General features: G+C 64.9%; 24 protein-coding genes. 14 read left to right on the forward strand and 10 right to left on the reverse strand.

Features of this window, described 5'->3' with window-relative positions; genetic code table 11:
- Positions 1–2 precede the first annotated feature (2 nt).
- The 3 genes from CAF53_RS06725 to CAF53_RS06735 all read right to left on the reverse strand — a co-directional run bounded on the left by CAF53_RS06725 (position 3) and on the right by CAF53_RS06735 (position 1,779).
- Positions 3–551: a flagella basal body P-ring formation protein FlgA gene (locus CAF53_RS06725; protein WP_046761935.1), complete on the reverse strand. Its 549-nt coding sequence runs from the start codon at positions 549–551 to the stop codon at positions 3–5.
- Positions 552–619: 68 nt separating this feature from the next.
- Positions 620–1,114: a flagellar motor protein MotB gene (locus CAF53_RS06730; RefSeq protein WP_100237660.1), complete on the reverse strand. Its 495-nt coding sequence runs from the start codon at positions 1,112–1,114 to the stop codon at positions 620–622.
- Complete coding sequence (locus tag CAF53_RS06735; protein ID WP_100237661.1) at positions 1,111–1,779, reverse strand: MotA/TolQ/ExbB proton channel family protein; 669 nt, start codon at positions 1,777–1,779, stop codon at positions 1,111–1,113. Before CAF53_RS06735 ends, CAF53_RS06730 begins: the two co-directional genes overlap by 4 nt.
- 252 nt (positions 1,780–2,031) lie before the next feature.
- Between CAF53_RS06735 and flgB the strand changes: the two genes are divergently transcribed.
- From flgB to CAF53_RS06800, 13 genes are all read left to right on the forward strand, one after another.
- Positions 2,032–2,400: a flagellar basal body rod protein FlgB gene (gene flgB / locus CAF53_RS06740; protein WP_046762570.1), complete on the forward strand. Its 369-nt coding sequence runs from the start codon at positions 2,032–2,034 to the stop codon at positions 2,398–2,400.
- Positions 2,401–2,435: 35 nt separating this feature from the next.
- A complete protein-coding gene (flgC, locus tag CAF53_RS06745; protein WP_046761938.1) occupies positions 2,436–2,828 on the forward strand; it encodes a flagellar basal body rod protein FlgC in 393 nt (130 codons plus the stop codon).
- Positions 2,825–3,481 (forward strand): flagellar hook capping FlgD N-terminal domain-containing protein, encoded by a 657-nt coding sequence (locus tag CAF53_RS06750; RefSeq protein ID WP_100237662.1) that lies wholly within the window; start codon positions 2,825–2,827, stop codon positions 3,479–3,481. The genes flgC and CAF53_RS06750 overlap by 4 nt, the downstream gene beginning before the upstream one ends.
- Positions 3,482–3,535: 54 nt before the next feature.
- Positions 3,536–4,378: a flagellar hook-basal body complex protein gene (locus tag CAF53_RS06755; protein ID WP_046761940.1), complete on the forward strand. Its 843-nt coding sequence runs from the start codon at positions 3,536–3,538 to the stop codon at positions 4,376–4,378.
- Positions 4,379–4,455: 77 nt separating this feature from the next.
- Positions 4,456–5,199 (forward strand): flagellar basal body rod protein FlgF, encoded by a 744-nt coding sequence (locus CAF53_RS06760; protein WP_046761941.1) that lies wholly within the window; start codon positions 4,456–4,458, stop codon positions 5,197–5,199.
- A 59-nt stretch (positions 5,200–5,258) separates the two neighbouring features.
- On the forward strand, positions 5,259–6,047 hold the full coding sequence (gene flgG, locus CAF53_RS06765) for a flagellar basal-body rod protein FlgG (RefSeq protein WP_100237663.1): 789 nt from the start codon (positions 5,259–5,261) through the stop codon (positions 6,045–6,047).
- 8 nt (positions 6,048–6,055) lie between these two features.
- The gene (locus CAF53_RS06770; protein WP_046762571.1) at positions 6,056–6,733 is read left to right on the forward strand and encodes a flagellar basal body L-ring protein FlgH; all 678 of its coding nucleotides are present in this window, start codon (positions 6,056–6,058) and stop codon (positions 6,731–6,733) included.
- Positions 6,734–6,748: 15 nt separating this feature from the next.
- Positions 6,749–7,858: a flagellar basal body P-ring protein FlgI gene (locus CAF53_RS06775; RefSeq protein ID WP_232307419.1), complete on the forward strand. Its 1,110-nt coding sequence runs from the start codon at positions 6,749–6,751 to the stop codon at positions 7,856–7,858.
- Positions 7,858–8,172 carry a rod-binding protein gene (locus tag CAF53_RS06780; protein ID WP_046761944.1) on the forward strand — a complete coding sequence of 105 codons (315 nt, stop codon included), beginning with the start codon at positions 7,858–7,860 and terminating at the stop codon, positions 8,170–8,172. Before CAF53_RS06775 ends, CAF53_RS06780 begins: the two co-directional genes overlap by 1 nt.
- Positions 8,169–9,503: a flagellar hook-associated protein FlgK gene (flgK, locus tag CAF53_RS06785; protein ID WP_046761945.1), complete on the forward strand. Its 1,335-nt coding sequence runs from the start codon at positions 8,169–8,171 to the stop codon at positions 9,501–9,503. The genes CAF53_RS06780 and flgK overlap by 4 nt, the downstream gene beginning before the upstream one ends.
- 19 nt (positions 9,504–9,522) lie before the next feature.
- The gene (locus CAF53_RS06790) at positions 9,523–10,368 is read left to right on the forward strand and encodes a flagellin (RefSeq protein WP_046761946.1); all 846 of its coding nucleotides are present in this window, start codon (positions 9,523–9,525) and stop codon (positions 10,366–10,368) included.
- A gap of 218 nt (positions 10,369–10,586) precedes the next feature.
- A complete protein-coding gene (gene motA / locus CAF53_RS06795; protein WP_046761947.1) occupies positions 10,587–11,450 on the forward strand; it encodes a flagellar motor stator protein MotA in 864 nt (287 codons plus the stop codon).
- Positions 11,451–11,453: 3 nt separating this feature from the next.
- Positions 11,454–12,509, forward strand: coding sequence for a flagellar motor protein MotB (locus CAF53_RS06800; protein WP_046761948.1), 1,056 nt, complete (start codon positions 11,454–11,456; stop codon positions 12,507–12,509).
- A gap of 288 nt (positions 12,510–12,797) precedes the next feature.
- On the opposite strand, the gene CAF53_RS06805 is transcribed toward CAF53_RS06800, so the two are convergent.
- Genes CAF53_RS06805 through CAF53_RS06815 form a run of 3 tightly spaced genes read right to left on the reverse strand, consistent with a single transcriptional unit; the run spans position 12,798 to position 14,630 of the window.
- On the reverse strand, positions 12,798–13,358 hold the full coding sequence (locus CAF53_RS06805; RefSeq protein WP_100237664.1) for an LptA/OstA family protein: 561 nt from the start codon (positions 13,356–13,358) through the stop codon (positions 12,798–12,800).
- Positions 13,358–14,005: a hypothetical protein gene (locus CAF53_RS06810; protein WP_046761950.1), complete on the reverse strand. Its 648-nt coding sequence runs from the start codon at positions 14,003–14,005 to the stop codon at positions 13,358–13,360. The genes CAF53_RS06805 and CAF53_RS06810 overlap by 1 nt, the downstream gene beginning before the upstream one ends.
- A 7-nt stretch (positions 14,006–14,012) precedes the next feature.
- Positions 14,013–14,630 carry a ribonuclease D gene (locus CAF53_RS06815; protein WP_046761951.1) on the reverse strand — a complete coding sequence of 206 codons (618 nt, stop codon included), beginning with the start codon at positions 14,628–14,630 and terminating at the stop codon, positions 14,013–14,015.
- Between the two features lie 255 nt (positions 14,631–14,885).
- Between CAF53_RS06815 and CAF53_RS29015 the strand changes: the two genes are divergently transcribed.
- On the forward strand, positions 14,886–15,707 hold the full coding sequence (locus tag CAF53_RS29015; RefSeq protein WP_046761952.1) for a cold-shock protein: 822 nt from the start codon (positions 14,886–14,888) through the stop codon (positions 15,705–15,707).
- Positions 15,708–16,277: 570 nt separating this feature from the next.
- Here CAF53_RS29015 and CAF53_RS06825 read toward each other — a convergent pair.
- Genes CAF53_RS06825 through CAF53_RS06840 form a run of 4 tightly spaced genes read right to left on the reverse strand, consistent with a single transcriptional unit; the run spans position 16,278 to position 21,871 of the window.
- Positions 16,278–17,363 carry a copper resistance protein B gene (locus CAF53_RS06825; RefSeq protein WP_046761953.1) on the reverse strand — a complete coding sequence of 362 codons (1,086 nt, stop codon included), beginning with the start codon at positions 17,361–17,363 and terminating at the stop codon, positions 16,278–16,280.
- Positions 17,360–19,156: a copper resistance system multicopper oxidase gene (locus CAF53_RS06830; protein WP_100237665.1), complete on the reverse strand. Its 1,797-nt coding sequence runs from the start codon at positions 19,154–19,156 to the stop codon at positions 17,360–17,362. The genes CAF53_RS06825 and CAF53_RS06830 overlap by 4 nt, the downstream gene beginning before the upstream one ends.
- A gap of 22 nt (positions 19,157–19,178) precedes the next feature.
- Positions 19,179–19,613 carry a Cu(I)-responsive transcriptional regulator gene (cueR, locus tag CAF53_RS06835; RefSeq protein ID WP_046761955.1) on the reverse strand — a complete coding sequence of 145 codons (435 nt, stop codon included), beginning with the start codon at positions 19,611–19,613 and terminating at the stop codon, positions 19,179–19,181.
- Entirely contained in the window at positions 19,610–21,871 is a 2,262-nt protein-coding gene (locus CAF53_RS06840) for a heavy metal translocating P-type ATPase (RefSeq protein WP_242443475.1), read from the reverse strand. The genes cueR and CAF53_RS06840 overlap by 4 nt, the downstream gene beginning before the upstream one ends.
- Positions 21,872–22,306 lie beyond the last annotated feature (435 nt).

Genomic DNA, 22,306 nt, shown 5'->3' on the forward strand with positions numbered 1-22,306 from the left:
GTTCAAAAATTATTAAATCCCGGAATACGAACTATTCCCATTTCCACGACCTGCGCCAGAATCGGCGCTGATTTCTTGTCCTCGCGCACGCGGATCGTCTGCCCCACCGCGCCATCCTCATCCGCGACCATCATGCGGGACACGCTGAAAGCCGCGTTCCCGGCCATGAGTTGCACCGGATCGCCCTTCTTGACGATGGCTTCCCTAGGCACGGCCCGCGCCGCAGGCGCATAGCGCGCCACCGGCCCCGAAGCCGCCGCAGCGCCCCCCGCGACCAAAGGCACGCGAATCCGCCAGCCCAGCGCATCGCACTTCACAATCGCCGCGCCGAACACCGGCCCGTCGACGCTGGGCGTCGTGGGGCAGGCGGCCAGCCGCAACCGCCGGTCGACCGGCGCCATCGGCCCGCCCGGCTCGCCCATATTGGCGCCGACCGTCATCGCGACCAGACTGTCGACGCGGTCCAGATTCTCGAACTTCTGCTGCGCCAATGCGGGATCGGAAGCCGATACGGACAGCGCCAGAAGGAGGATCTTGGGCAATAAGTTCACGGTATCTCTCCGATGAAGCGGACAGGATTAACCATGAGATACGCAATTATCGTGCCAGATAGCGCCGATCAGCGCGTCGCTTCACCGGCCACGATGCGCAGCACCTGCCCCTTGCCGCTTTCTCCATCAAGCTGGTCCAGCCCGCGTATCGCCAGCCGGTCCCGGCCCACGCCCGCATCCTTCAGCGCCCGCGCCACCGCGCCCAGTCGCGCCGCCGCCAGATCCCATCCATCGAACCGCTGCCGCCCGGAATCGCTCCCCCGGCTACTCACTTCCAGCCGCTCGCGGCCCTTGGCGAAACGCGCGCCCAGCGCCTTCAGCCGCGCGTCACCCGCGGGCGTCAGCATCGCCTCACCCGGCTGGAACAGCTCGGCCGCGCGGATTTCCGTCGCCTGCGCCGCGGCCCGCCCGCCAAATTGCGCGCGCACCTGCGCCAGCATCGCGTCCTTGCGCTGGCCGCTCGCCTGCAACATCACGAAAAAACCGAGCAGCAGCAGCAGCAGATCGGCAAAGCTGATCGCCCAGCGGCTGCGCCGGGCGCTGGAGGCGGTCGCGGCGCTCATGCGACCTCGCGGATCGAGGCGCGGCGCAGCGGCACATTCTCCCGCCGCGCGATCGCCGCCATGCGATCGGCCACCTCCTTCTGCCAGGCCAGTTCCCGTTCGGACAGGTCGGCCAGCCGCGCCGCCACCGGCGCGGCAAGCAGATTGGCGATCACCACGCCGTAAAAGGTGGTGAGCAGCGCCAGCGCCATGGACGGCCCCAGCGACGCCGGATCGTCCATCCCCGCGAACATGCCGACCAGGCCGATGATCGTCCCCGCCATGCCCAGCGCGGGCGCGGCATCGGCAATCGACAGCCAGAATTTGCAGGCCGTGCCATGGCGCTCGGCCCGGTCGGCCAGCGTCTGCGCCGCCCACAGCTCGAACTGTTCGGGCTTCTCGCTATTGGCCAGCTTGCGCGCCGCCTCGGTCAGGAAGGGATTGGCGGTCTTCACCCGGTCGGTGCAGGCCAGGCCGCGCAGTTGCGCCACCTGGTCGATCTTCAGCATCGCCGCCCGCGCCGCCGCCCGGTCCTTGGCCGGATCGGCACGCAATAAGGGGCCGAGGGCCGCAAAGCCCCGCCCCATGGCGCGCCAGCCATTCTGGAACAGCACCACCGCGCCGATCCCCGCCAGCATCGCGAGCAATGTCAGGGGATCGAAGAGATGCGCCATTATTCCGATCATCGTTCAAGTCCCCATCGATCCCGGCAAAGCCCTGCCACCGACCGGCAAATTTTTGCCGCCCTTGCCGCCGCACCCCCGCAATCCCGCTGATTTCCGCCGTTTCCCGCCTGCCGATGCGTCACCCACGCAAATTGGCACGGCTCTTGCGATTATCAGGCTGGATCACCCGCAGTTCACGCCATCAGGCCTCAGAACGGCGGATGAAGCGGAACTTTTAGGCCTCTCGGGGCAAAAAAGATGGAAGACGGAAAAATGTCGCTGGAAGACGGATTGTTCGGGATACATGGAAAGGCGCTGGCGCTTCGCTCGCAGCGGCTGTCCCTGCTCGCGTCCAACATCGCGAACGCCTCGACCCCCGGTTACAAGGCGCGCGACATCGATTTCGAGTCCGCGCTGAAGGAAGCCACCACCCGGCAGGGCAAATCCGCCGCCGACGTGTCCCAGGCCGTCGATGACTCGATGGGCTATCGCGTGCCGCTGCAACCCAGCCTCGACGGCAACACCGTCGAACTCAGCACCGAACAGACGCTGTTCGCGGAAAATGCCGTCAAATATCGCACGACCCTCTCCTTCCTGGAGGGCCGCATCAACACCGTCACCCGCGCCTTGAAAGGAGAATGAGCATGAGCGGTTCTGGTTCTTCAGGCTCTGGCCCCATGAACGTCTTCGACATTGCCGGCCGCGCCATGAGCGCGCAGCTCGTGCGGCTAAACGCCACCGCCTCCAACATGGCGAACGCCGGCAATGTCACCGGCAGCGCGGCGGAGGCCTATCGCGCGATCAAGCCGGTGTTCCAGTCGGTTACCGACAGCCCCGGCGTCTCGACCGTCAAGGTCCAGAATGTCGTCACCACCAACGCGCAGCCCACCAAGCGCCACGATCCCAACCATCCGCTGGCCGACAAGAATGGCGATGTCTGGGAAGCCGCCGTGGATAGCAGCGCGGAGCTGGTCGACATGATCGAGACGGCGCGCATGTACCAGAACAATGTGCAGGTGCTCAACACCGCCAAATCCCTGATGATGGAAACCATAAGGATCGGCAAATGACGACCACGACCGCCACCGACGGCGCGGGCCTGTCCGTCTATAACCCCTATGCCAATGTCGGCACGGGCAAGTCGGAAATGGGCCAGGCGGACTTCCTGCGCCTGCTGACCGCGCAGATGCAGACGCAGGACCCGTTCGAACCGATGGACAACGCCCAGATGGTCTCACAGATGGCGACCATCACCAACAGCAGCGGCATCGCGGAAATGAACCAGACGCTGAAGAATCTGGCGTCGCAGATGACCGGATCGCGCCTTGGCGACGCGGCGAGCTGGATCGGCAAGTCGATGCTGATCCAGAGCAATATCGCTGCCCCCGACGCGGCCGGCCAATATATGGGTCAGGTGAGCTTCGCCGATGCGACCAGCGGCGCTTCGGTCGATCTGGTCGACGGCAACGGCAATGTCGTCAAGACGATCGAGCTCGGCGACCAGCCCAAGGGCGACATCAACTTTTTCTGGGACGGCAAGGATGAGGCGGGCAACACCGTCGCTACCGACGCGCTGAAGATCAAGGTCAACGGCGCAAACCCCGGCCGCGTCGCAAGCTGGGCCACCATCGCCGCCGTCCAGTCACCCGCCGACGGCAGCGCGTCCAAGCTCATCACCGCGCTCGGCACCTATTCGCCGTCGGACGCCATTTCCCTCGCCTGATTCAAACGAAATCCTTTTCACCTCCAGAATCCTTTTCACCCAAGGAGCAACGCCATGTCCTTCTACATCTCGCTTTCGGGCCTCAAGGCCGCCCAGACCGACCTGTCGACCACGGCGAACAATGTCGCCAACGTCAATTCGACCGCCTTCAAGAAGAGCAAGGCCGTGTTCGGCGACATCTTCGCCGCCGCGCCGATGCAGACCACCACGCAGGTCGCGGGTCAGGGCGTCCGCACCCAGGGCATCAGCCAGCAGTTCACCCAGGGCACGATCGAAACCACCGACAAGACGCTGGACCTCGCCATCACCGGCGAAGGCTTCTTCACGGTGAAGCGCAGCGCCGATGACCAGATCGGCTACACCCGCAACGGCGCCTTCTCGGTCGAGGAGAGTCGCTATGTCGTCGACACCACTGGCGCCCGGCTCCAGGTGGTTCCGCTCGATCCCACCACCGGCGTTCCGACGGCGACGGGCACCTTGACCCCGGCCTCGCTCACCGATCTCAAAATCCCCACCAACTGGCCCGACGGCGGCACCGGCAACCAGCTGACCAGCGTGGGCGTGTCGGAAGAAGGCAAGATCACCGGCGTCTACGCCGACGGTTCCACCGTCTATCTGGGCGCCACCGCGATCGCCGCCTTCAACAGCCAGGAAGGGCTGCGCCAGAGCGGCGACGCCCACTGGACCGCCACCAACGCCAGCGGCGCGCCGATGCTGGGCACCGGCAATAGCGGCCTGTTCGGCTCGGTTCGTTCGGGCGCGCTGGAACGGTCCAACGTCGACATCACCGAAGAGCTGGTGAACCTCATCTCCGCCCAGCGCAACTTTCAGGCGAACTCGAAGGCGATCGAAGCGGCCAACACGCTGTCGACCACCATCGTCAACATGCGGACCTAAATTGACGGATCAATCCGCCATCCCCGCGAAAGTGGGGATGGCGGAAGATTATCACCCGCAGGAAACAGGACACTCCCATGGACCGGCTCGTCAACACGGCACTCACCGCGATGCGCGGCGCGATGGCGCGGCAAGCGGCGATCTCCAACAATCTGGCGAACGTCAACACCACCGGATTTCGCGCGGAAATCGCCAATGCCGAGACGCGCTGGATCAAGGGCGACACGTTCGACACGCGGGCGCAAGCTTCGGAACAGGTGATCGCCGCCGACATGGCGCAAGGCGCGGTCACGCAGACCGGCAATCCGCTGGACGTGGCCATGAACGGCGATGCGATGCTGGCCGTTCAGGCCGCGGACGGCAGCGAAGCCTATACGCGCCGGGGCGACCTTAAGGTCACCGACAGCGGCCTGCTCACCACCGGCGACGGCCTGCCCGTGCTGGGCGAAGGCGGCCCCATCACCCTGCCGCAGATGGACAGCGTCTCCATCGCCAAGGACGGCAGCATCTGGGGCGTGCCGCAGGGCGGCGACCCCGCCAACCCGCAGCAGATCGACAAGCTGAAACTGGTGAACCCCGTCGGCTCCAGTATCGCCAAGGGCACGGACGGCCTGTTCCGCGAAGTGAATGGCGGCGTCCTGCCCGACGATCCGATCGCCACCGTGACTGGCGGCGCGCTGGAAGGATCGAACGTCAACGCCACCTCGGCGCTGGTGCAGATGATAGAGGCCAGCCGCGCCTGGGAAACCCAGGTCAAGATGATCGACACCGCCAAGCAGCTCGACGATGGCGGCGCGTCGCTGATGAAGCTGGATGGTTAATTTTGGCACACCTCTTGCTTTGAAGCCCGCATGACCATGTGTCGTGGAGATAACAGACGATGACCAACGCAGCCCTTCATGTCGCCCGCACCGGCCTCGACGCGCAGAACACGAAGATGCGCGTGATCGCCAACAACCTGGCGAACGTCAACACCACCGGCTTCAAGCGCGACCGCGCCGATTTCGAGACGCTGGCCTATCAGCAGATCGTGGCGGCGGGCGCGAACAGCGACAGCCAGAACAAGTTCGCGACCGGCCTCAACCTGGGTTCGGGCGTCGCGATGCAGGGCACCAGCAAGATCAACGAGCAGGGCACGCTCAATCAGACCGGCAACACGTTGGACATGGCGATCGAGGGATCGGGCTATTTCCAGGTGCAGCAGCCCGACGGCTCGATCGCCTATACCCGCGCGGGCAATTTCACGACCACGGCGGAGGGCGTCGTCGTCACCAGCGACGGCCTGCCGCTGATCCCGCAGATCACCGTGCCCGAAGGCGCGACCAGCGTCACCATCGGCAATGACGGCACCGTCTCCGCCACGCTTCAGGGCCAGACCGAACCGACCCAGCTCGGCCAGATCGAACTGGCCAGCTTCATGAATCCGGGCGGCCTGACCTCGGTGGGTGGCAATCTGCTCAAGGAAAGCGCCGCCAGCGGCACGCCGCAGGTCGGCGTTGCGGGGCTGGACGGGCGCGGCGTCGTCCGCTCGGGCTATCTCGAAACATCGAACGTCAACGTCGTGGAAGAGCTGGTCGACATGATCGAGACCCAGCGCGCCTATGAGGTCAATAGCAAGATGATCAAGGCGACCGACGAGATGCTCCAGTACGTCAACCAGCAGCTCTGAGGATGACGATGCGCCTCGCCTCCACCTCCCTGCTCGCCCTGTCGATGGTCATCCTGGCCGCCTCCCCGGCCATGGCCGGCAAGAAGCGCGATGCCGAGCGGCAATTTTATGCCCCCTCGGTCGTTGCCGCGCCTGCCGCCCCGGCGGCGAACGGCTCGATCTTCCAGGCGTCGATGGGCTATACGCCGCTCACCAGCGGCGCGCGGGCGACCAGCGTGGGCGACATCATCACCATCGTCCTGGTCGAACGGACCCAGGCGACCAAGAGCAACAGCGCCGACACCAAGCGCGACGGCAGCATCGCGCTGACCCCGCCCAGCACCGGCCCGCTCTCCAAGATCTTCTCTGCCAGCGACATCGGCTCCAGCGGCAGCAACGCCTTCACCGGCAAGGGCAACGCCACCCAGTCGAACGCGCTCAACGGCGAAATCACCGTGACCATCGCGGCGACCTATCCCAACGGCACCATGCTGGTGAAGGGCGAAAAGGCGCTGACGCTCAATCGCGGCGACGAATATATCCAGATCAGCGGCCTCGTCCGCCAGGCCGATATCGGCCCGGACAACCGCATCGCCTCGACCCGCGTGGCCGACGCCAAGATCATCTACACCGGCAAGGGGGAAATCGCCCGCGCCAGCCGTCAGGGCTGGTTGCAGCGCTTCTTCTCCATGATCAGCCCCTTCTAGATGGACATGCCCGCCATGACCCGCCTGTTGCGTTTCCTGCTGCCCCTGATGGCGATTTTCGCTCCTCTGGCCTCTGGCCCGGCCCATGCCGAGCGGATCAAGGATCTCGGCACCTTTCAGGGCGTGCGTCCCAACCAGCTCACCGGCTACGGCATCGTCGTCGGCCTCGCGGGCACGGGCGACGACAGCCTCGATTATGCGACGCAGGGCATGAAGGGCGTGGTCTCGCGTTTCGGCCTCACCCTGCCGCAGGGGATCAACCCGGCGCTCAAGAACGCGGCGGCGGTGCTGGTGACGGCGGACCTGCCCGCCTTCGCCAAGCCCGGCCAGCGGCTCGACGTCACCGTCTCTGCTCTCGGCAAGGCCAAGTCGCTGCGCGGCGGCACGCTGATCATGACCCCCCTGCGCGGCGCGGACAACGAAATCTACGGCATGGCGCAGGGCAATCTCGCCGTCGGCGGCCTCGGCGTCTCCGGCGCGGACGGCAGCCAGGTGTCGGTCAACATCCCTTCCGCCGGCCGCATTCCGGGCGGCGCAACGGTCGAACGCGCGGTCGCCACCGGCTTCGACACCGCGCCCACCCTCACCTTCAACCTGTCCGAAGCCGACCTCACCACGGCCCTGCGCGTGGCGGACGGCATCAACCGCACCTATGGCGACCATCGCGCCAAGGCCGTGGACGCCGTGTCGGTCACCATCGACGCCGCGCCCGGCGCTTCGGACCGCATCATGATGATGGGCATGATCGAGAATATCGAGGTCTCGCCCGCCGACGCCCCGGCCAAGGTCATCGTCAACGCCCGCACCGGCACGGTCGTCATCAACGGCGCGGTGAAGATCCATCCGGCCGCCATCGCGCACGGCAAGATCACGGTCAGCGTCAACGAATCCCCTCGCGTCGTCCAGCCCGCCCCCTTCTCGCAGGGGCAGACGGCGGTGGAGCAATCCAGTTCGATTTCGATCGATCAGGAAAAGAAACCGATGATTAATTTTAAAGGTGGAGCCTCTCTGGCCGATATAGTCAAAGCGGTGAACGCCATCGGCGCCTCCCCCGCGGACATGGTCGCGATCCTCGAAGCGCTCAAGCAGGCGGGTGCGCTCAAGGCTGAACTGGTGGTGTTGTGATGCAGATTGGTGCGACTTCGGGAACGGCAGCCCAGGCGGGCGGAACCCAGAACAAGGCGTCGCTGGAAAAGGCGGCGCAACAGTTCGAGGCAATCTTCCTGCGCCAGATGATGGGCGCGATGCGCTCGGCCAGCCTGGCCGAGGGCATCAGCGATTCCAGCGCCACCGACCAGTTTCGCGACATGGCCGACGCCCGCACCGCCGACAGCATGGCCAGCCGGGGCACGCTGGGCATCGCCGAAATGCTGATGCACCAGTTCGGCGCGAAGGTCGCGATACCCGCCGCCGCCCCTGCCGGGGATAAGGCCGAATGAGCGACCTCTTCATCATCGGCGCCTCGGGGACCAAGGCCTATCGCTCGGCGATGGCAGCGATTTCCGAGAATATCACCAATGCCAGCACGGAGGGCTATACCCGCCGCTCCGTGACGACGGTCGAATCCGGTTCGTCGACCGCGACCATGGCGATGTACATCGCCCGCGCCAATTTCGGCGGCACCGACGTCAAAAGCGTCAACCGTGCCACCGATCCCTATCTCGATGCGACGGTCCGCTACACCAACATGGCGCTGGGCAGCGCGACCGCGAAGCTGCGCTGGCTGACCGATTCGGAAACCGCGCTCAACGACACCGAAACCGGTGTCGGCCAGCTCATGACAGCCATGTACCAGAATATGGACAAGCTGGCCGCCAGCCCCAGCGACAATTCGCTGCGCGTGACCACGCTGGACAGCATCAGCCGCGTCGCCCAGGCCTTCAAACAGACTTCGGCCGACCTGCAACAAGTGTCGACCGGTATCGCGACCGAAGCGCAAGCGGCCGTCACCACCGTCAATCAGGCACTCAACGCGCTGGCCGACATCAACAACAGCCTGCTGCGCGCGCAGCCGGGCACGTCCGCCTATGCCCAACTGCTCGACAGCCGCGACGCGGCGCTCGGCACGCTGTCGTCCAATCTCAATATCGACATCAGCTTCGGCACGCATGACCAGGCCATCGTCTCGCTGAACGGCCAGACTCTGGTCCAGGGCGCGACCGCCACCACCCTCGCCCTCACGGCGAACAGCGACGGCACGCTGGCGCTCGCCACCAGCGGCGGCACCGCGCTCGCCGCTCCCACAAACGGCGCGCTTGGTGGCCTCTTTTCCGCCGCCGGCACCGTGACGCAGCGTCGCACCAGTCTCGACACGCTGGCGCAACAGTTCGTCACCGACATGAACGACTGGCATGGACAGGGCGTCACCGACGCGGGCACGGCTGGCGCCCCCCTGCTCTCGGGCACGACTGCGGCCACCGTCACCGCACTGATCAGCGATCCCAGGCAACTTGCCACCAAATCCTCCGACGGCACGGCGAACGGCAATCTCTTGACCGTGTCCACCGCCCTGCGCGGCAACGGCAGCGTCGAACAGGGCTGGACCTCGCTGATCGCCAATCAGGCCAATCTTCTGTCCTCCACCAAGGCGGAACAGACCACGGCGCAAAACCGCAGCGACCAGGCCGTCGCCGCGCGCGAAGCGGTCAGCGGCGTCGACCTCGACATGGAGGCGGCCGATCTGCTCCGCATCCAGCAGGCCTATTCGGGCTGCGCGAAAATCCTTCAGGTGGCGAAGGAAACCGTCGACGCCATCCTCCAGCTCATCTGAACGGAAGGGACTTCAAGCCATGGTAGGCATCACCAATAAGGTCCTTCTGGCCGAAATCCGGCGCCAGCAACAGCTTTCGACGGACATCGTCAACGGCCAGACCGCGATTTCCACCGGCAAGACGCTGAACAAGCCGTCGGACAACGCCCTCGCCTGGGTGCAGGTGTCGGACATCGGCCGCGCGCAGGCGCAGCAGGCCGCCTGGCAGTCCAATGTCAGCACGGGCACGACCCGCGCCAAGACGGCCGAATCCAATCTCGACGAGATGAACAATCTGCTCACCCGTGCGCAGGAATTGCTGACCTCCGCTCGCAACGGGGCGATGAACTCCACCGGCAAGACCGCGATCATCGAGGAAATGAAGACCATCCGCTCGACGATCGACGCGCTGCTGAACCAGAAGGATTATAACGGCATCCCCACCTTCGACGACCAGCAAAGCGTGCTGGTTCCCGTCAGCCGGGGCCTCAACCTGGCCGTGGTCGGCACCAAACAGGAAGTGTCGGAGGGCATCGACGTCAACGGCACGCCGATGACGCTGGACGCCATATTGAGCCAAAGCATCACCGCGCTGCAAAGCGGCACCGACAGCGATGTCGCCGCCAGCCTGGACGCGATCAAGGCGGGGCAACAGCATATCGTGCTGGAACTGACGAAACAGGGCGTACGCAGCGACCGGCTCGACACGATCGGCACGCGCCTCACCGACATCGACCTCGACCTGACGGAACGGCGCAGCGACCTTGAATCGACCGACCTTACCAAGGTCATCTCCACCGTCGCGGCCAAGCTGCTCCAGCTCAACGCGGCCCAGTCCTCCTTCGCCCGGATCAACCAGCAGACGCTGTTCGACCTGATCAAGTAGTCGGAAAAAGCCCAGATACTTCCCATGAGACGCCCTGTTCCTGCCCTTGCAGGAACAGGGCGTCTCATCAGGCTTTTCCCGCCGAAAATGAAATCGCTGAATTTTCGACCGGTGGCCTAAACCACATCCTAACCAAGCCGTATTAACCAATCGGGAGCGTCTTCATGCGACGCTCGGAATTGAGACGGCGCCTTCGGGCAGATTTTTCGGGGATAATCATGTTCGCAATCATCGGCCTGGTCGTGCTGCTCGCCATGGTGTTCGGCGGCTTCATCTTCACCGGCGGCGACATCGGCCCGGTTCTGCACGCCCTGCCGCATGAAATGATCATCATCGGCGGCGCCGCGGTCGGCGCGCTCATCATCGGCAATTCAGGTTCGGACCTGAAGGCGCTGGGCGGCGGCCTCGCCAAGGTGTTCAAGGGGCCGAAATACAAGAAGCAGGATTTTCTCGACTGCATCTTCCTCGTCTCGCGCCTGATGAAGACGCTGCGCGTCGAAGGCCCGGTGGCGCTGGAACCGCATATCGAGGATCCGGCCAGTTCGGCGATCTTCTCCGAATATCCGCGCCTGATGGGCGACAAGACCCTGATCCACCTGATCAGCGACACGCTGCGCCTGGTGGTCGTGTCCTCCGGCACGCTCGATCCCCATGCGGTCGAGGAGGTCATGGATAATGCGCTCAAGACCCATCATCATGAATCGCTGAAGCCCGCCGACAATCTTCAAGGCCTCGCCGACGCGCTTCCCGCGCTGGGCATCGTCGCGGCGGTGCTGGGCGTGGTCAAGACCATGGGCTCGATCGACCAGCCCCCGGCCATCCTGGGCGGCATGATCGGTTCGGCGCTGGTCGGCACCTTCCTCGGCGTGCTGCTCGCCTATGGCATGGTCAATCCCTTCGCCAATCGCTGCCGCGCGGTGATCGAGGCCGACGGCTCCATGTATCATGTGGTGAAACAGATCATTGTCGCCTCGCTGCACGGCCACCCGCAACCGCTGGTGATCGAGGCCGCGCGCTCCAGCCTCACCCATGCGAACCAGCCGGCCTTCGCCGAAGTGTTCGACGGCATGCGGGGCAAATAAGCCATGGCCGAGAAGAAGCGCGGCGCGAACGAGCCCGAACCCAGGCCGATCATCGTCAAGAAGATCATCGTGGAGGGCCATGGCGGCCATCATGGCGGCGCGTGGAAGGTCGCCTATGCCGACTTCGTGACGGCGATGATGGCCTTCTTCCTGCTGATGTGGCTGCTGGGCGCGACCACCGAAAAGCAGCGCAAGGGCCTGGCCGACTATTTCACGCCGACCCTGGTGCAGATGAAGGAAAATTCCGCAGGCTCCAACGGCCTGTTCGGCGGCGACAGCATGATGGGCAAGGAAAATTACCCGACCACCGGCGGTCAGGGCAACCTTGCCATCACCATCCCGCGCGACGCCTCGGGCACGAAGGACCAGGGCGGCAAGGCCACCCGTGCGGCGGATCGCGCAAAGTTCGAATCGATCAAGAAGGAGCTGGAAGCCCGCATGGCCAAGCGCCAGGGCATGGCCAAGCTGCGCAAGAATATCCGCTTCACCGAAACCCGCGAGGGGCTGCGCATCGACCTGATCGACGAGGCCGATTTCGCGATGTTCGCCATGGGCACCGACCGCCTGCTGCCGCAGGCCCAGCAACTGGTGAACGAGGTCGCGCAGACCATCCGCACCATGCCCAACCCGCTGATCGTGCGCGGCCATACCGACGGCCTGCCCTACAGCTCGGGCCAGACGATGAACAATTGGATGCTCTCCTCCGCCCGCGCCGAAGCGACGCGCAAGGCGCTGGCCGGCAACGGCATCGGCAACGACCGCTTCGCCCGGATCGAGGGTGTCGCCGACCGCGAACCCTTTGCCAAGGACGATGCCTACGACCCGCGCAACCGGCGCATGTCGATCATCCTGGGCTGGACCCGCGGCGCCGACAATGGCGATCCCGACGAGCAGCTCGACGCCGAAACCAGGGCCGCGATCAAGGAACGCGACAATCCGGGACAGGTCGCCCGGACCGAGGCGGCGAAGCTCGACATGGGCGGCACCGGCCTCCCCGCCGGCGCCCAGTTGATCAACCCGACGGCCAAGGGCACATCGAACAAACCGGGCAAGCATTAAGGTCATTACGGACCGGCGACTTGGGGAAGGCGGAATGGCAGTTTTTTAAGCGTCTCCTGTTCTGCCAACGCTCTCGCGAGCCACTTGTCTCGTCGAGTGCCTGGGCAGGAGCACCATGCGCTCAATGACTCAGTGTGGGCGGGAGCGGCTTCATCTGCCCCACAGCCTCACCGCCCCACACGGCTCGTTCAACCGTCATTCCATCTCTGGCAAACGCACGCTGAAAGGCCGCTTTTCCGCGTCCTCATCATATCACCCATGTTGCAAAGGAAAGCGGCGGAAAGCCGCTCATTCCTTCCGCTGCGGCACCGTGAAAGTACCCGACACACGCCCGCTCGCGCTGCCCGTCACACCCGAAGCAGCACCACCTGCCGCCCGCCCGTCCACGGTCGATCGCCCGCTGGTCAGGTCGATCACCAGCCGCCCTCCGGTCAGCCGGTTCGTCCCCTGCGTCAACGACACATTGCCCAGCATGGTGATCAGCTTGCTGTTGAGGTCATAGATGGCGACATTGCCCTTCGCCGTCTGGTCCGCCTTGGTGACGACGACATTACCGGAAGCATCGATCCGGTCGATCTCGACCCCATTGGTCCCGGTTCCGCCACCTGGCTGGTTCCGGTACGCCACGGTCATCCGCGCGGCATTCAGCGTCATGCCCGCCTGCGTCACCTCGACATGGCCGGACACGATCACGCGATCGGCGCGGTCCTGCACCTCGATCCGGTCGGCGGTGAAGTTCACCGGCGCATTGCTGTCATGATTCTTCAGCACCTGCGCATCCGCCCCGGCATAGACGAGGCCAGCCGCGCCCAGAGCGCTCAACGACACCAGAAAAAGGGTCTTTTTCATCACTTCCGCCCTTTGAGGCCATTTTGTTCGATACGCAAGCTCGCACGCCCGTTCAGCGTCACCGTCCGCGCGCCCAGGTCCGCCTCCAGATGGTCGCCGCTGAACGTGCCGATGGGTATCCGCCCGTCCACGCGCCCGGCGCTCTGCATCCGCCGGGATTTCAGGTCGACGCCCACGTCCCGCGTCGTCATCCGGTATCCGCCCTCAGACTGGAACTGCACCGGCCCGTCGATGGCGACCCGCTCCGTATCCATGTCGTAGCGGCCCTTCTGCGCCCGCAACAGCGCCTGCCCGTCGGACAGCAATATCCGCGCCGACATGTCGTTGAGGTCGACGATCGGTTCGCGCGAACTCTTCTGCACGGCCGATCCCGCCCGCAGGGAAAAGGGCTGTCCCTTGCTGTCCTCCCCGCGATAGAGCGCTTCGGTCACGCGCATCCGCTCCTTCGCCACCTCGACCTTGTTCTTGTCGAGGACGAAGCTCACCTTGTCCCCGCCGGTGAAGGGCGCGGTCGCCAGCAGCGCCGCCAGCACGCCCACCGACACGGGCAGCCAGTTCTTGAGCAGCCCGACCAGCCGGTCATGGCTCCCCCCCGGCCGCGCCCAGTGGCGGCGCATATCGCGTTGCTGATCGGCCTGTAACGACATGGCGACCTCACATATGCGCGAAGATATCGATCTCCGGCCATCCCGCCAGGTCCAGCGCGGCGCGGTGCGGCAGGAAATCGAAACAGGCCTGTGCCAGTTCCATGCGCCCCTCACGCACCAGCCGCTTGTCCAGCTCGGCCTTCAGCGCGTGCAGGAACCGGACGTCGGACGCCGCATAATCCTTCTGCGCGTCGGACAGCACCGGCCCGCCCCAGTCGCTCGACTGCTGCACCTTGGACAGTTCCTGCCCCAGCAGTTCGCGCACCAGTTCTTTCAACCCATGGCGGTCGGTATAGGTCCGCACCAGGCGCGATGCGATCTTGGTGCAATAGACGGGCGCGGCCACCACGCCCAGATAATGCTGGAGCGCGGCGATATCGAACCGCCCGAAATGATAGAGCTTGAGCCGCTCCGGATCGGCCAGCACCGCCTTCAGGTTCGGCGCGGCATAATCGCTGCCGGGGTTGAAGCGCACCAGATGCTCGTCCCCCTTGCCGTCGCTGATCTGCACGACGCACAGGCGGTCTCGCGGGGTGATCAGCCCCATGGTTTCGGTATCGACGGCGATCGGGCCGGGGGCAAGTACGCCCTCGGGCAGATCCTCTTCATGAAAATGAACGGTCATGATTCCCCTCTATGGCGAAACGGTCCACGCCGCAATCACCCGCTGCCCCACCGTCGATTTGCCCGGAAAAGCCCATGGGACGGCATATTTGCAGCCTTTGCCCCCGATTGACGCCGATACGTAAAATCGTTCGCACGCCTGAGAAAAGTTGATATAGTGATTCTCAAACCGCGCTTTGCGGTGGATTCTGCATGTCATTCGCCCGACATGTTTGTCCGGTTTAGTCTGGGGCGAAGCGAAAGTGACCAACAGGGCATGAGTTTTGACAGAGGGCGCCGCGGCGGTCGCGGCAAGGACAAGCGCGACGGTATCGGCGAGGATAGTTTCTATGAAGGTGGCCGCGGCGGCTTCGGCGGCGGTTTCGATCGTGGTGGCTTCGGTGGTGATCGCGGCGGCTTCGGCGGTGGCGATCGCTTCGGCGGCGGTGGTGGTTTCGGCGGCGGCGACCGCGGCGGCTTCGGTGGCGGCGGTGGTCGTGGCGGCTTCGGCGGCGGCGGCGGTGGTGGTTTCGGCGGCGGCCGTGGTGGCGGCATGCCCGCCCAGGTCGTCGGTGAAGGCACTGGCGTCGTAAAATTCTTCAACGGCCAGAAGGGTTTCGGCTTCATCGTCCGTGACGATGGCGGCGAAGACGTGTTCGTCCACATCAGCGCCGTCGAGCAGGCGGGCCTGACCGGCCTGGCCGAAGGCCAGCAGCTCGGCTTCACGCTGGTGGATCGTGGCGGCAAGGTGTCGGCGACCGACCTCAAGATCGAGGGCGAACCGCTCCCCGTCACCGAACGCGCGCCCCGCGAGCCCCGCGCTGGTGGTTTTGGCGATCGTCCGGGCGGCGGCGACCGCGGCCCGCAGCGCCAGCTCACCGGCGAGCGCGCGAGCGGCACGGTCAAGTTCTTCAACGCCATGAAGGGCTTCGGCTTTATCCAGCGCGACGACGGCCAGCCCGACGCGTTCGTTCACATCAGCGCCGTAGAACGCGCCGGCATGAGCGCTCTCAACGAAGGTGATCGCCTCGACTTCGAACTCGAGGTTGACCGTCGCGGCAAATATGCGGCCGTGAACCTTCAGACGAAGGCGGACTGATCCAGACCTGACCGCTTTCGCGGACAACATAGAAGGGGTCGCCTGCCCGGCGGCCCCTTTTTTCTTTAAACTCGCTCAAGGTAACTTCGCGCCATTCTCGATCATCCTGCAGACGGTCATCATCTCCCACAGCGACCCGGCCGATCGTCCATAAGCGGCATGCAGTGATGTTCGAAATATGTTTCCGTATCTCCTAGTGACCCGAATCTGAAGTTCGTCACATTGTTGGGCAGGCGTTGAACGAACTTCAGATTCATCAGGGTCACTAGCAAATATATGTTTCTAATGTGGTTTATGGATTTGAAATACGCTCCCCACCTGGCCGCTATAATGAGGCGTATTTCAAATCCACCACACTAGAGCGATTTCCAGTCAGATGGCATCATCTGACGGTTAAGAAATCGCGGCAAATAAAAGACTAAGAGTGGCCGATCTGATTCAATCAGATCGGAATCCACTCTTGCGACTGAATGATCCGAAAAGCCATCAGAATTCTGTGACGGCAACAGCCAATAAGATTGGTGGATCCGCCGGAACGCGCCCTCCTCCCTGAGCCAATGCTCAAGCGCATCAGAACCAGAAGCGGATACCGGCCACGAAGCTTGTCGACTCCACATCCTCGCCGGCCAGGCGCGCGAAGCGGGCCGTATCACCGATCCTCCGTTCCCAGGATAGGCCGACATAGGGCGCGAATTCCCGGCGCATCTCGTATCGCAGGCGTAACCCCAATTCGGCGGCCGATACGCCGGAACCGATCCGGCTTTCGGGGATGTCCTGCGCCGCAAAGGCGATCTCGGCTCTTGGCTGGAGGACGAGACGCTGGGTAATGCGTTGATCGTAATAGCCTTCGACGCGTGCGAGCAGATCACCCTTGTTGGAAACAAACAGCGCGGCATCGGTCTCGAACCAGTAAGGTGCCAGGCCCTCGACGCCGACGACGGCGTAGGTCCGGCCCGGACCGGACCCGAAATCCTGACGGACGCCGATTTGGAGGTTCCAGTAAGGATCGATGGCGCGCGAATAGAGCGCCTGCATCTCGGCCGCGTCGATGTCCCGGCGGAAGCTGCCTTCGCCCTCGCTTTTCACGACGAACCTGTTGATGTCGCCACCGAACCAGCCTTCGCCCGCCCAGCGATAGCCATCACGGCCCTTGCGCGCCTGATATTCGGCGAGGTTGAACATCACCTGATGGTAGGTCATCCCGCCATGCGAGCTCATCAGCCGATCCTCGGCCTCGGCCATGGCGGTCGCGCCATAGAAGCGGTCGGCGCTGCGGTCGTGCGCGACCGGCGGAGGAGGTGCATCGCCCGCCGGAAGGTCGGTTCCGCTCGGCGCGGTCATGCCAGCATCAGCCTTGGAGGCTTGATGCTGCTCATGTCCTTCATGCGCCTTATCCGGGGGCGGCACGTCCATGCCCGGCATGTTGGACATGTCATGATCAGCATGGTCGCCTCGCGGCGCAGCAGGAGCCATGTGCTGCTTATGTTGAGGGGCGCCCGAAGGCGCAGGGTGTGGCTGGTGCGGCGCCGGTTTCGCATGCGGCTTGGCGGGCACCATCGGCATGGTCATTCCCGGCATGTCCATGTCGTACGTCTGGGCTATGGCAGGAAGGCTCACTGCCAGGGACACGAGGCCGAGCAGAAACAGGCGTTTCATGCCGGCTCTCCTTCCATCGGACGGACCTGGACGACACGCATCATTCCCGCCGCCATGTGGAAGAACATATGGCAATGGAAGGCCCAGTCGCCGGGGATCGCCGTCACGTCCCAACTCACCTTGCCGCCGGGCGGGACATTGACCGTATGCTTGCGCGGACCATGATCGCCATGGCCGGTTACCAGCTCGAACAAATGCCCGTGCAGATGAATGGGATGGGCCATCATCGTATCGTTGACGAGTGTCACCCGCACGCGCTCACCGGCGCGCATGGGGATCGGCTCATGCGCCTCGGACATGGTCTGCCCGTCCATGGACCACATGTAGCGTTCCATATTTCCGGTCAGATGCACCTCGATCTGGCGCGCGGGCGCCCTGACATCGGGGTTGCGGTCGAACGCCACCAGATCGCGATAGACCAGAACCCTGTGACCCGCGTCGGCCAGCCCCTGGCCCGGCTCTCCCGTTCGATCGACCGGCATCGGCGCGATCGTCTGGACGCCGGGGCCAAGCCTCACCTGCGGCGCGTTGCGTGGATCGCGCATCCCCATGTTTCCGGCGCCGTGGTCGCCCGATGGCGGCGGGTTGTTCTGCGCATGTGCGGCCATCATGCCGTGATCCATGCCAGGCATGCCCGCCATGTCATCCATTTGCCCCTTCGCTCCATGCGACATGGCGGACATGTCCATCCCCATATCCCTCATCGTGGCGACCGGCCGCGGCCGGAGCGGCGGAACGGGCGCGATCATGCCGGCGCGAGGCGCGAGCGTCGCGCGTGCCATGCCCGAGCGATCGACCGACTCGCCGACGATGGAAAAGGCGCGATCTTCGGTCGGAGTGACGATCACGTCATAGGTCTCGCCGGGCGCGAACTGGAACTCGTCCACCTCGACGGGACGGACCGCCTGCCCATCGGCGTGGACGATCGTGAGTTTAAGGCCGGGAATGCGGACGTTGAAGATGGTCATACCGGCGGCATTGATGAACCGCAGCCGCACCCGCTCTCCCGGCCGGAACAGCGCGGTCCAGTTGTCCGCCGGCCCGTGGCCGTTGACGACATAGGTGAACACGGCGCCGGTCACGTCCGAGATGTCGGCCGGGTCCATGCGCATGGCGGCCCAGCGCAGGCGCTCCGCCAGCGGCTGGTCCTTGCCCTTGAGCAAGCCGGCGAGCGTCTGGCGCTGGCGGTTGAAGTAGCCGGGCTCCTGCTTGAGCTTCATGTAGATGCTGTGCGGGTGCATCTGGCTGTGGCCGGAGAGCATGATCACATGCTCCCGGTCGGCCTTGACCGGATCGTCGCCGGCAGGCGCGATGACGATCGGCCCGTAGAGACCCATCAGTTCCTGAAGGCCCGAGTGGCTATGATACCAATAGGTGCCCGCCTGGACGATCGGGAAGTCGTAAGTGAAGCTCGAACGCGCCTTGATGCCGGGGAAGGACAGGCCGGGCACGCCGTCCATCTGGGTCGGCAATATGAGGCCATGCCAGTGGAGCGAGGTCTCCTCATCCAGATCGTTGCTGACGTGCAGGCGAACCGTCTGCCCTTCGCGCAGGCGCAGCAGCGGCGCCGGCACGGTGCCGTTGATGCCGATCGCAGCCGCCCACCGACCGTCGACGATCAGGCTCCGGCCGGCAATCCGCAACGAGATATCTTCCCCGCCCAGTTCGGGAATGGCCGCTGTCGTTCCCGTGGAGACCGGCTGCGCCCAGGCAGGAAGCCAGCCAGAAAGCGCGGCAGCGCCCGTGGCACTCGCGGCCTGCAGGAAGCGGCGACGGTCGAGAGGCAAGTTCATCGAAAGTCCTTCGGTGCGTTTATCAACTGCCGTGACGCTCCTTACCGGAGGTGCGGCCGATCACGGTGTCGCCATGCGAGATGCCCTCCAGGATCGGGCAATCGGGGCGATGGTCCCCATGGCAGGCGTCGGCGAGATAGAGAAGGGACTGGCGCATGGCTTCCAGCGCCTTCGCTTTCCGATCCAGCTCTTCCGCCCTCGCGAGGGCCAGCGCCTTCACCTCGGAACTGGCGCGATGGGTGTTCGACCAGAGCGCGAGCAGCGTGCCGATCTCCTCGATCGGAAAGCCGAGGTCGCGGGCATTGGCGATGAAGCGCAGCCGGTTGACGTCGGCGTCGGAATAATCGCGATAGCCGCTGTCGCGCCGGGGCGCCTGCGGCACCAGGCCGATCTTCTCATAATGGCGGATCATGCGCTCGGACACGCCGCTCGCCTTGGAAGCCTGTCCGATATTCATAATGACTGCCTGTTGAGCCTGAGCGCGTTGGTGACGACGCTGACAGAGGACAAAGCCATCGCGGCGGCGGCGATCATCGGGGAGAGCAGGATACCGAACAGCGGGTAGAGCAGGCCGGCCGCGACCGGTATCCCCGCCGCGTTGTAGATGAAAGCGAAAACCAGGTTCTGGCGGATATTGGACATGGTCGCCTGCGACAAACGCCGCGCCCGGACGATGCCGTTGAGGTCGCCCTTGAGCAAGGTGACGCCCGCGCTCTCGATCGCCACGTCGGTGCCCGAACCCATGGCAATGCCCACATCGGCGGCAGCCAGAGCCGGCGCGTCGTTGACGCCGTCCCCGGCCATCGCCACGACCCGGCCCTCCTTCTTGAACTTCGCGACGACCGCACTCTTCTGGTCGGGCAGGACTTCGGCCTCGACTTCCTCGATCCCCAGCTTCGCCGCGACCGCCTCGGCCGTCGTCCGATTGTCGCCCGTCAGCATGACGACCCGGATGCCTTCCTCACGCAGCGCCGCAAGCGCCTGGGGCGTCGTTTCCTTGACCGGATCGGCGATCGCGAAGGCGCCCGCGACTTTGCCGTCGACACCGATGAAAATGGCGGTGGCGCCGGTACGACGAAGGTCATCCGCCTGCGCGCTCAGTTCAGAGGTGTCGATCCCCTGATCCTTGAGGAACACAGCGTTCCCCAGCACGATCCGCTTGCCGTCGACGGTGCCTGATGCGCCCCGTCCGGTGGGCGAGTCGAAGTCGGTGACCTCAGGCGGGTCGATCTGCCGCGCCTTGGCGGCCTCGACGATGGCGAGCGCGAGCGGATGCTCCGATGCGCGCTCCACCGCCGCCGCCAGCCGCAGGATTGCCGCTTCATCGGCGCCGGTTGCGGGCACGATCCCGGTCACGGCGGGACGCCCTTCGGTGAGGGTGCCGGTCTTGTCGACGACCAGCGTGTCGACCTTCTCCATATGCTCCAGCACTTCGGCATTCTTGATCAGCACGCCGAGACCCGCGCCGCGCCCGACGCCGACCATGATCGACATCGGCGTCGCGAGACCCAGGGCGCAGGGGCATGCGATGATCAGCACCGCCACGGCCGCGACCAGGCCATAGGCGAAGCGCGGCTCCGGACCCCAGATGCCCCAGCCGACGAAGGCGAGCATGGCGATGCCGATGACGACGGGCACGAACCAGCCCGAGACCCGATCGGCCATGCGTTGGATCGGCGCGCGTGACCGCTGGGCCTCGGCCACCATCTGGACGATGCGGGCCAGCATCGTATCGCGCCCGACCTTCTCGGCGACGATCACGAGCCCGCCGGTCTGGTTGAGCGTGCCGCCGATCAGCTTGTCGCCCGCCGCCTTGGTGACCGGCATCGATTCCCCCGTCACCATCGACTCGTCGAGCGAGGAACGGCCATCGGCGACGACGGCATCGACCGGCACTTTCTCGCCGGGGCGGACGCGCAATCGGTCTCCGACGGCGACCAGATCCATGCCGATCTCTTCGTCGGTGCCGTCCGGCCTGATCCGGCGCGCGGTCCTGGGGGCGAGATTGAGCAGCGCCTTGATCGCGCCCGAGGTGCGCTCACGCGCGCGAAGCTCCAGCACCTGCCCCAGCAGGACCAGCACCGTGATCACTGCGGCGGCCTCGAAATAGATGGCGACGCTGCCGTCGGCTCCCCGGAAAGCGGGCGGGAACATACCGGGCGCAAGCGCCGCGACCATGCTGTAGGCCCAGGCGACCCCGGTGCCCATCGCGATCAGCGTGAACATGTTGAGGTTGCCGCTCTTGAGCGATGCCCAGCCGCGCTCGAAGAACGGCCGGCCCGCCCACAACAGCACGGGCGTTGCCAGCACCAGCTGGATCCAGGTCGAGACCCTCATCGGCACGAGGTGGTGGAGAGCAGGGAAGATGTGCCCGCCCATCTCCAGCAGGAACACCGGCAGAGCGAGCAAGAGCCCGATCCAGAAGCGGCGAGACATGTCGCGCAGTTCGGGACTCGGTCCGGTTTCGGCCGTGACCGTGGCAGGCTCCAGCGCCATCCCGCAGATCGGGCAGGCGCCCGGATGATCCTGACGGATTTCGGGATGCATCGGGCAGGTCCAGATCGTCCCTGCGGGAACATCCCCCTGCGGCGCAGGGGGACCGAGATAGCGCTCGGGATCGGAGACGAATTGGGATCGGCAGCCGGCGCCGCAGAAGTGGTAGGTCACCCTGGCATGACCCGCATGGTGGGGCGTCCTTACCGGATCGACCGACATCCCACAGACGGGATCCTTGGCCTGAGTCCCGTCCGAGGCCTGAGTCCCGTCGGAAACATCCGCCTTATCATGATGATGTTCATGCGCCATCGAACAGCTCCTGTGGGCTGAACTTGTGCACCCTGACATAGTGTCAAGGTCAAGGGCGCAATGTCACTGTTCGACCCGCTTCGACCCAAACCGTCGGGAAATGGCATGCCGTCCCCACGCAAAGCTCTCGACCAGGCCGAGGAAGAAGCTCCACCAGCTTATGCGTTGGAAGCCGGGCAGGAGAATCGAGCGTGGGGCATGGCTGATCGGCAGTCCCGGGAAAGCAGATGGGGCAGGAATCCGAACAACGGATTTTTCGTGAGATTTTCTCCGACGCAACGGGAAATAGAAGGAGGTACTACCGCGCTTGTCCTGGCCCAGCGGGGCCGGCCATGCGGGCGCCGT

Origin of the sequence: Sphingobium sp. LB126 (assembly GCF_002795205.1) — a bacterium.
GTDB lineage: Bacteria > Pseudomonadota > Alphaproteobacteria > Sphingomonadales > Sphingomonadaceae > Sphingobium > Sphingobium chungbukense.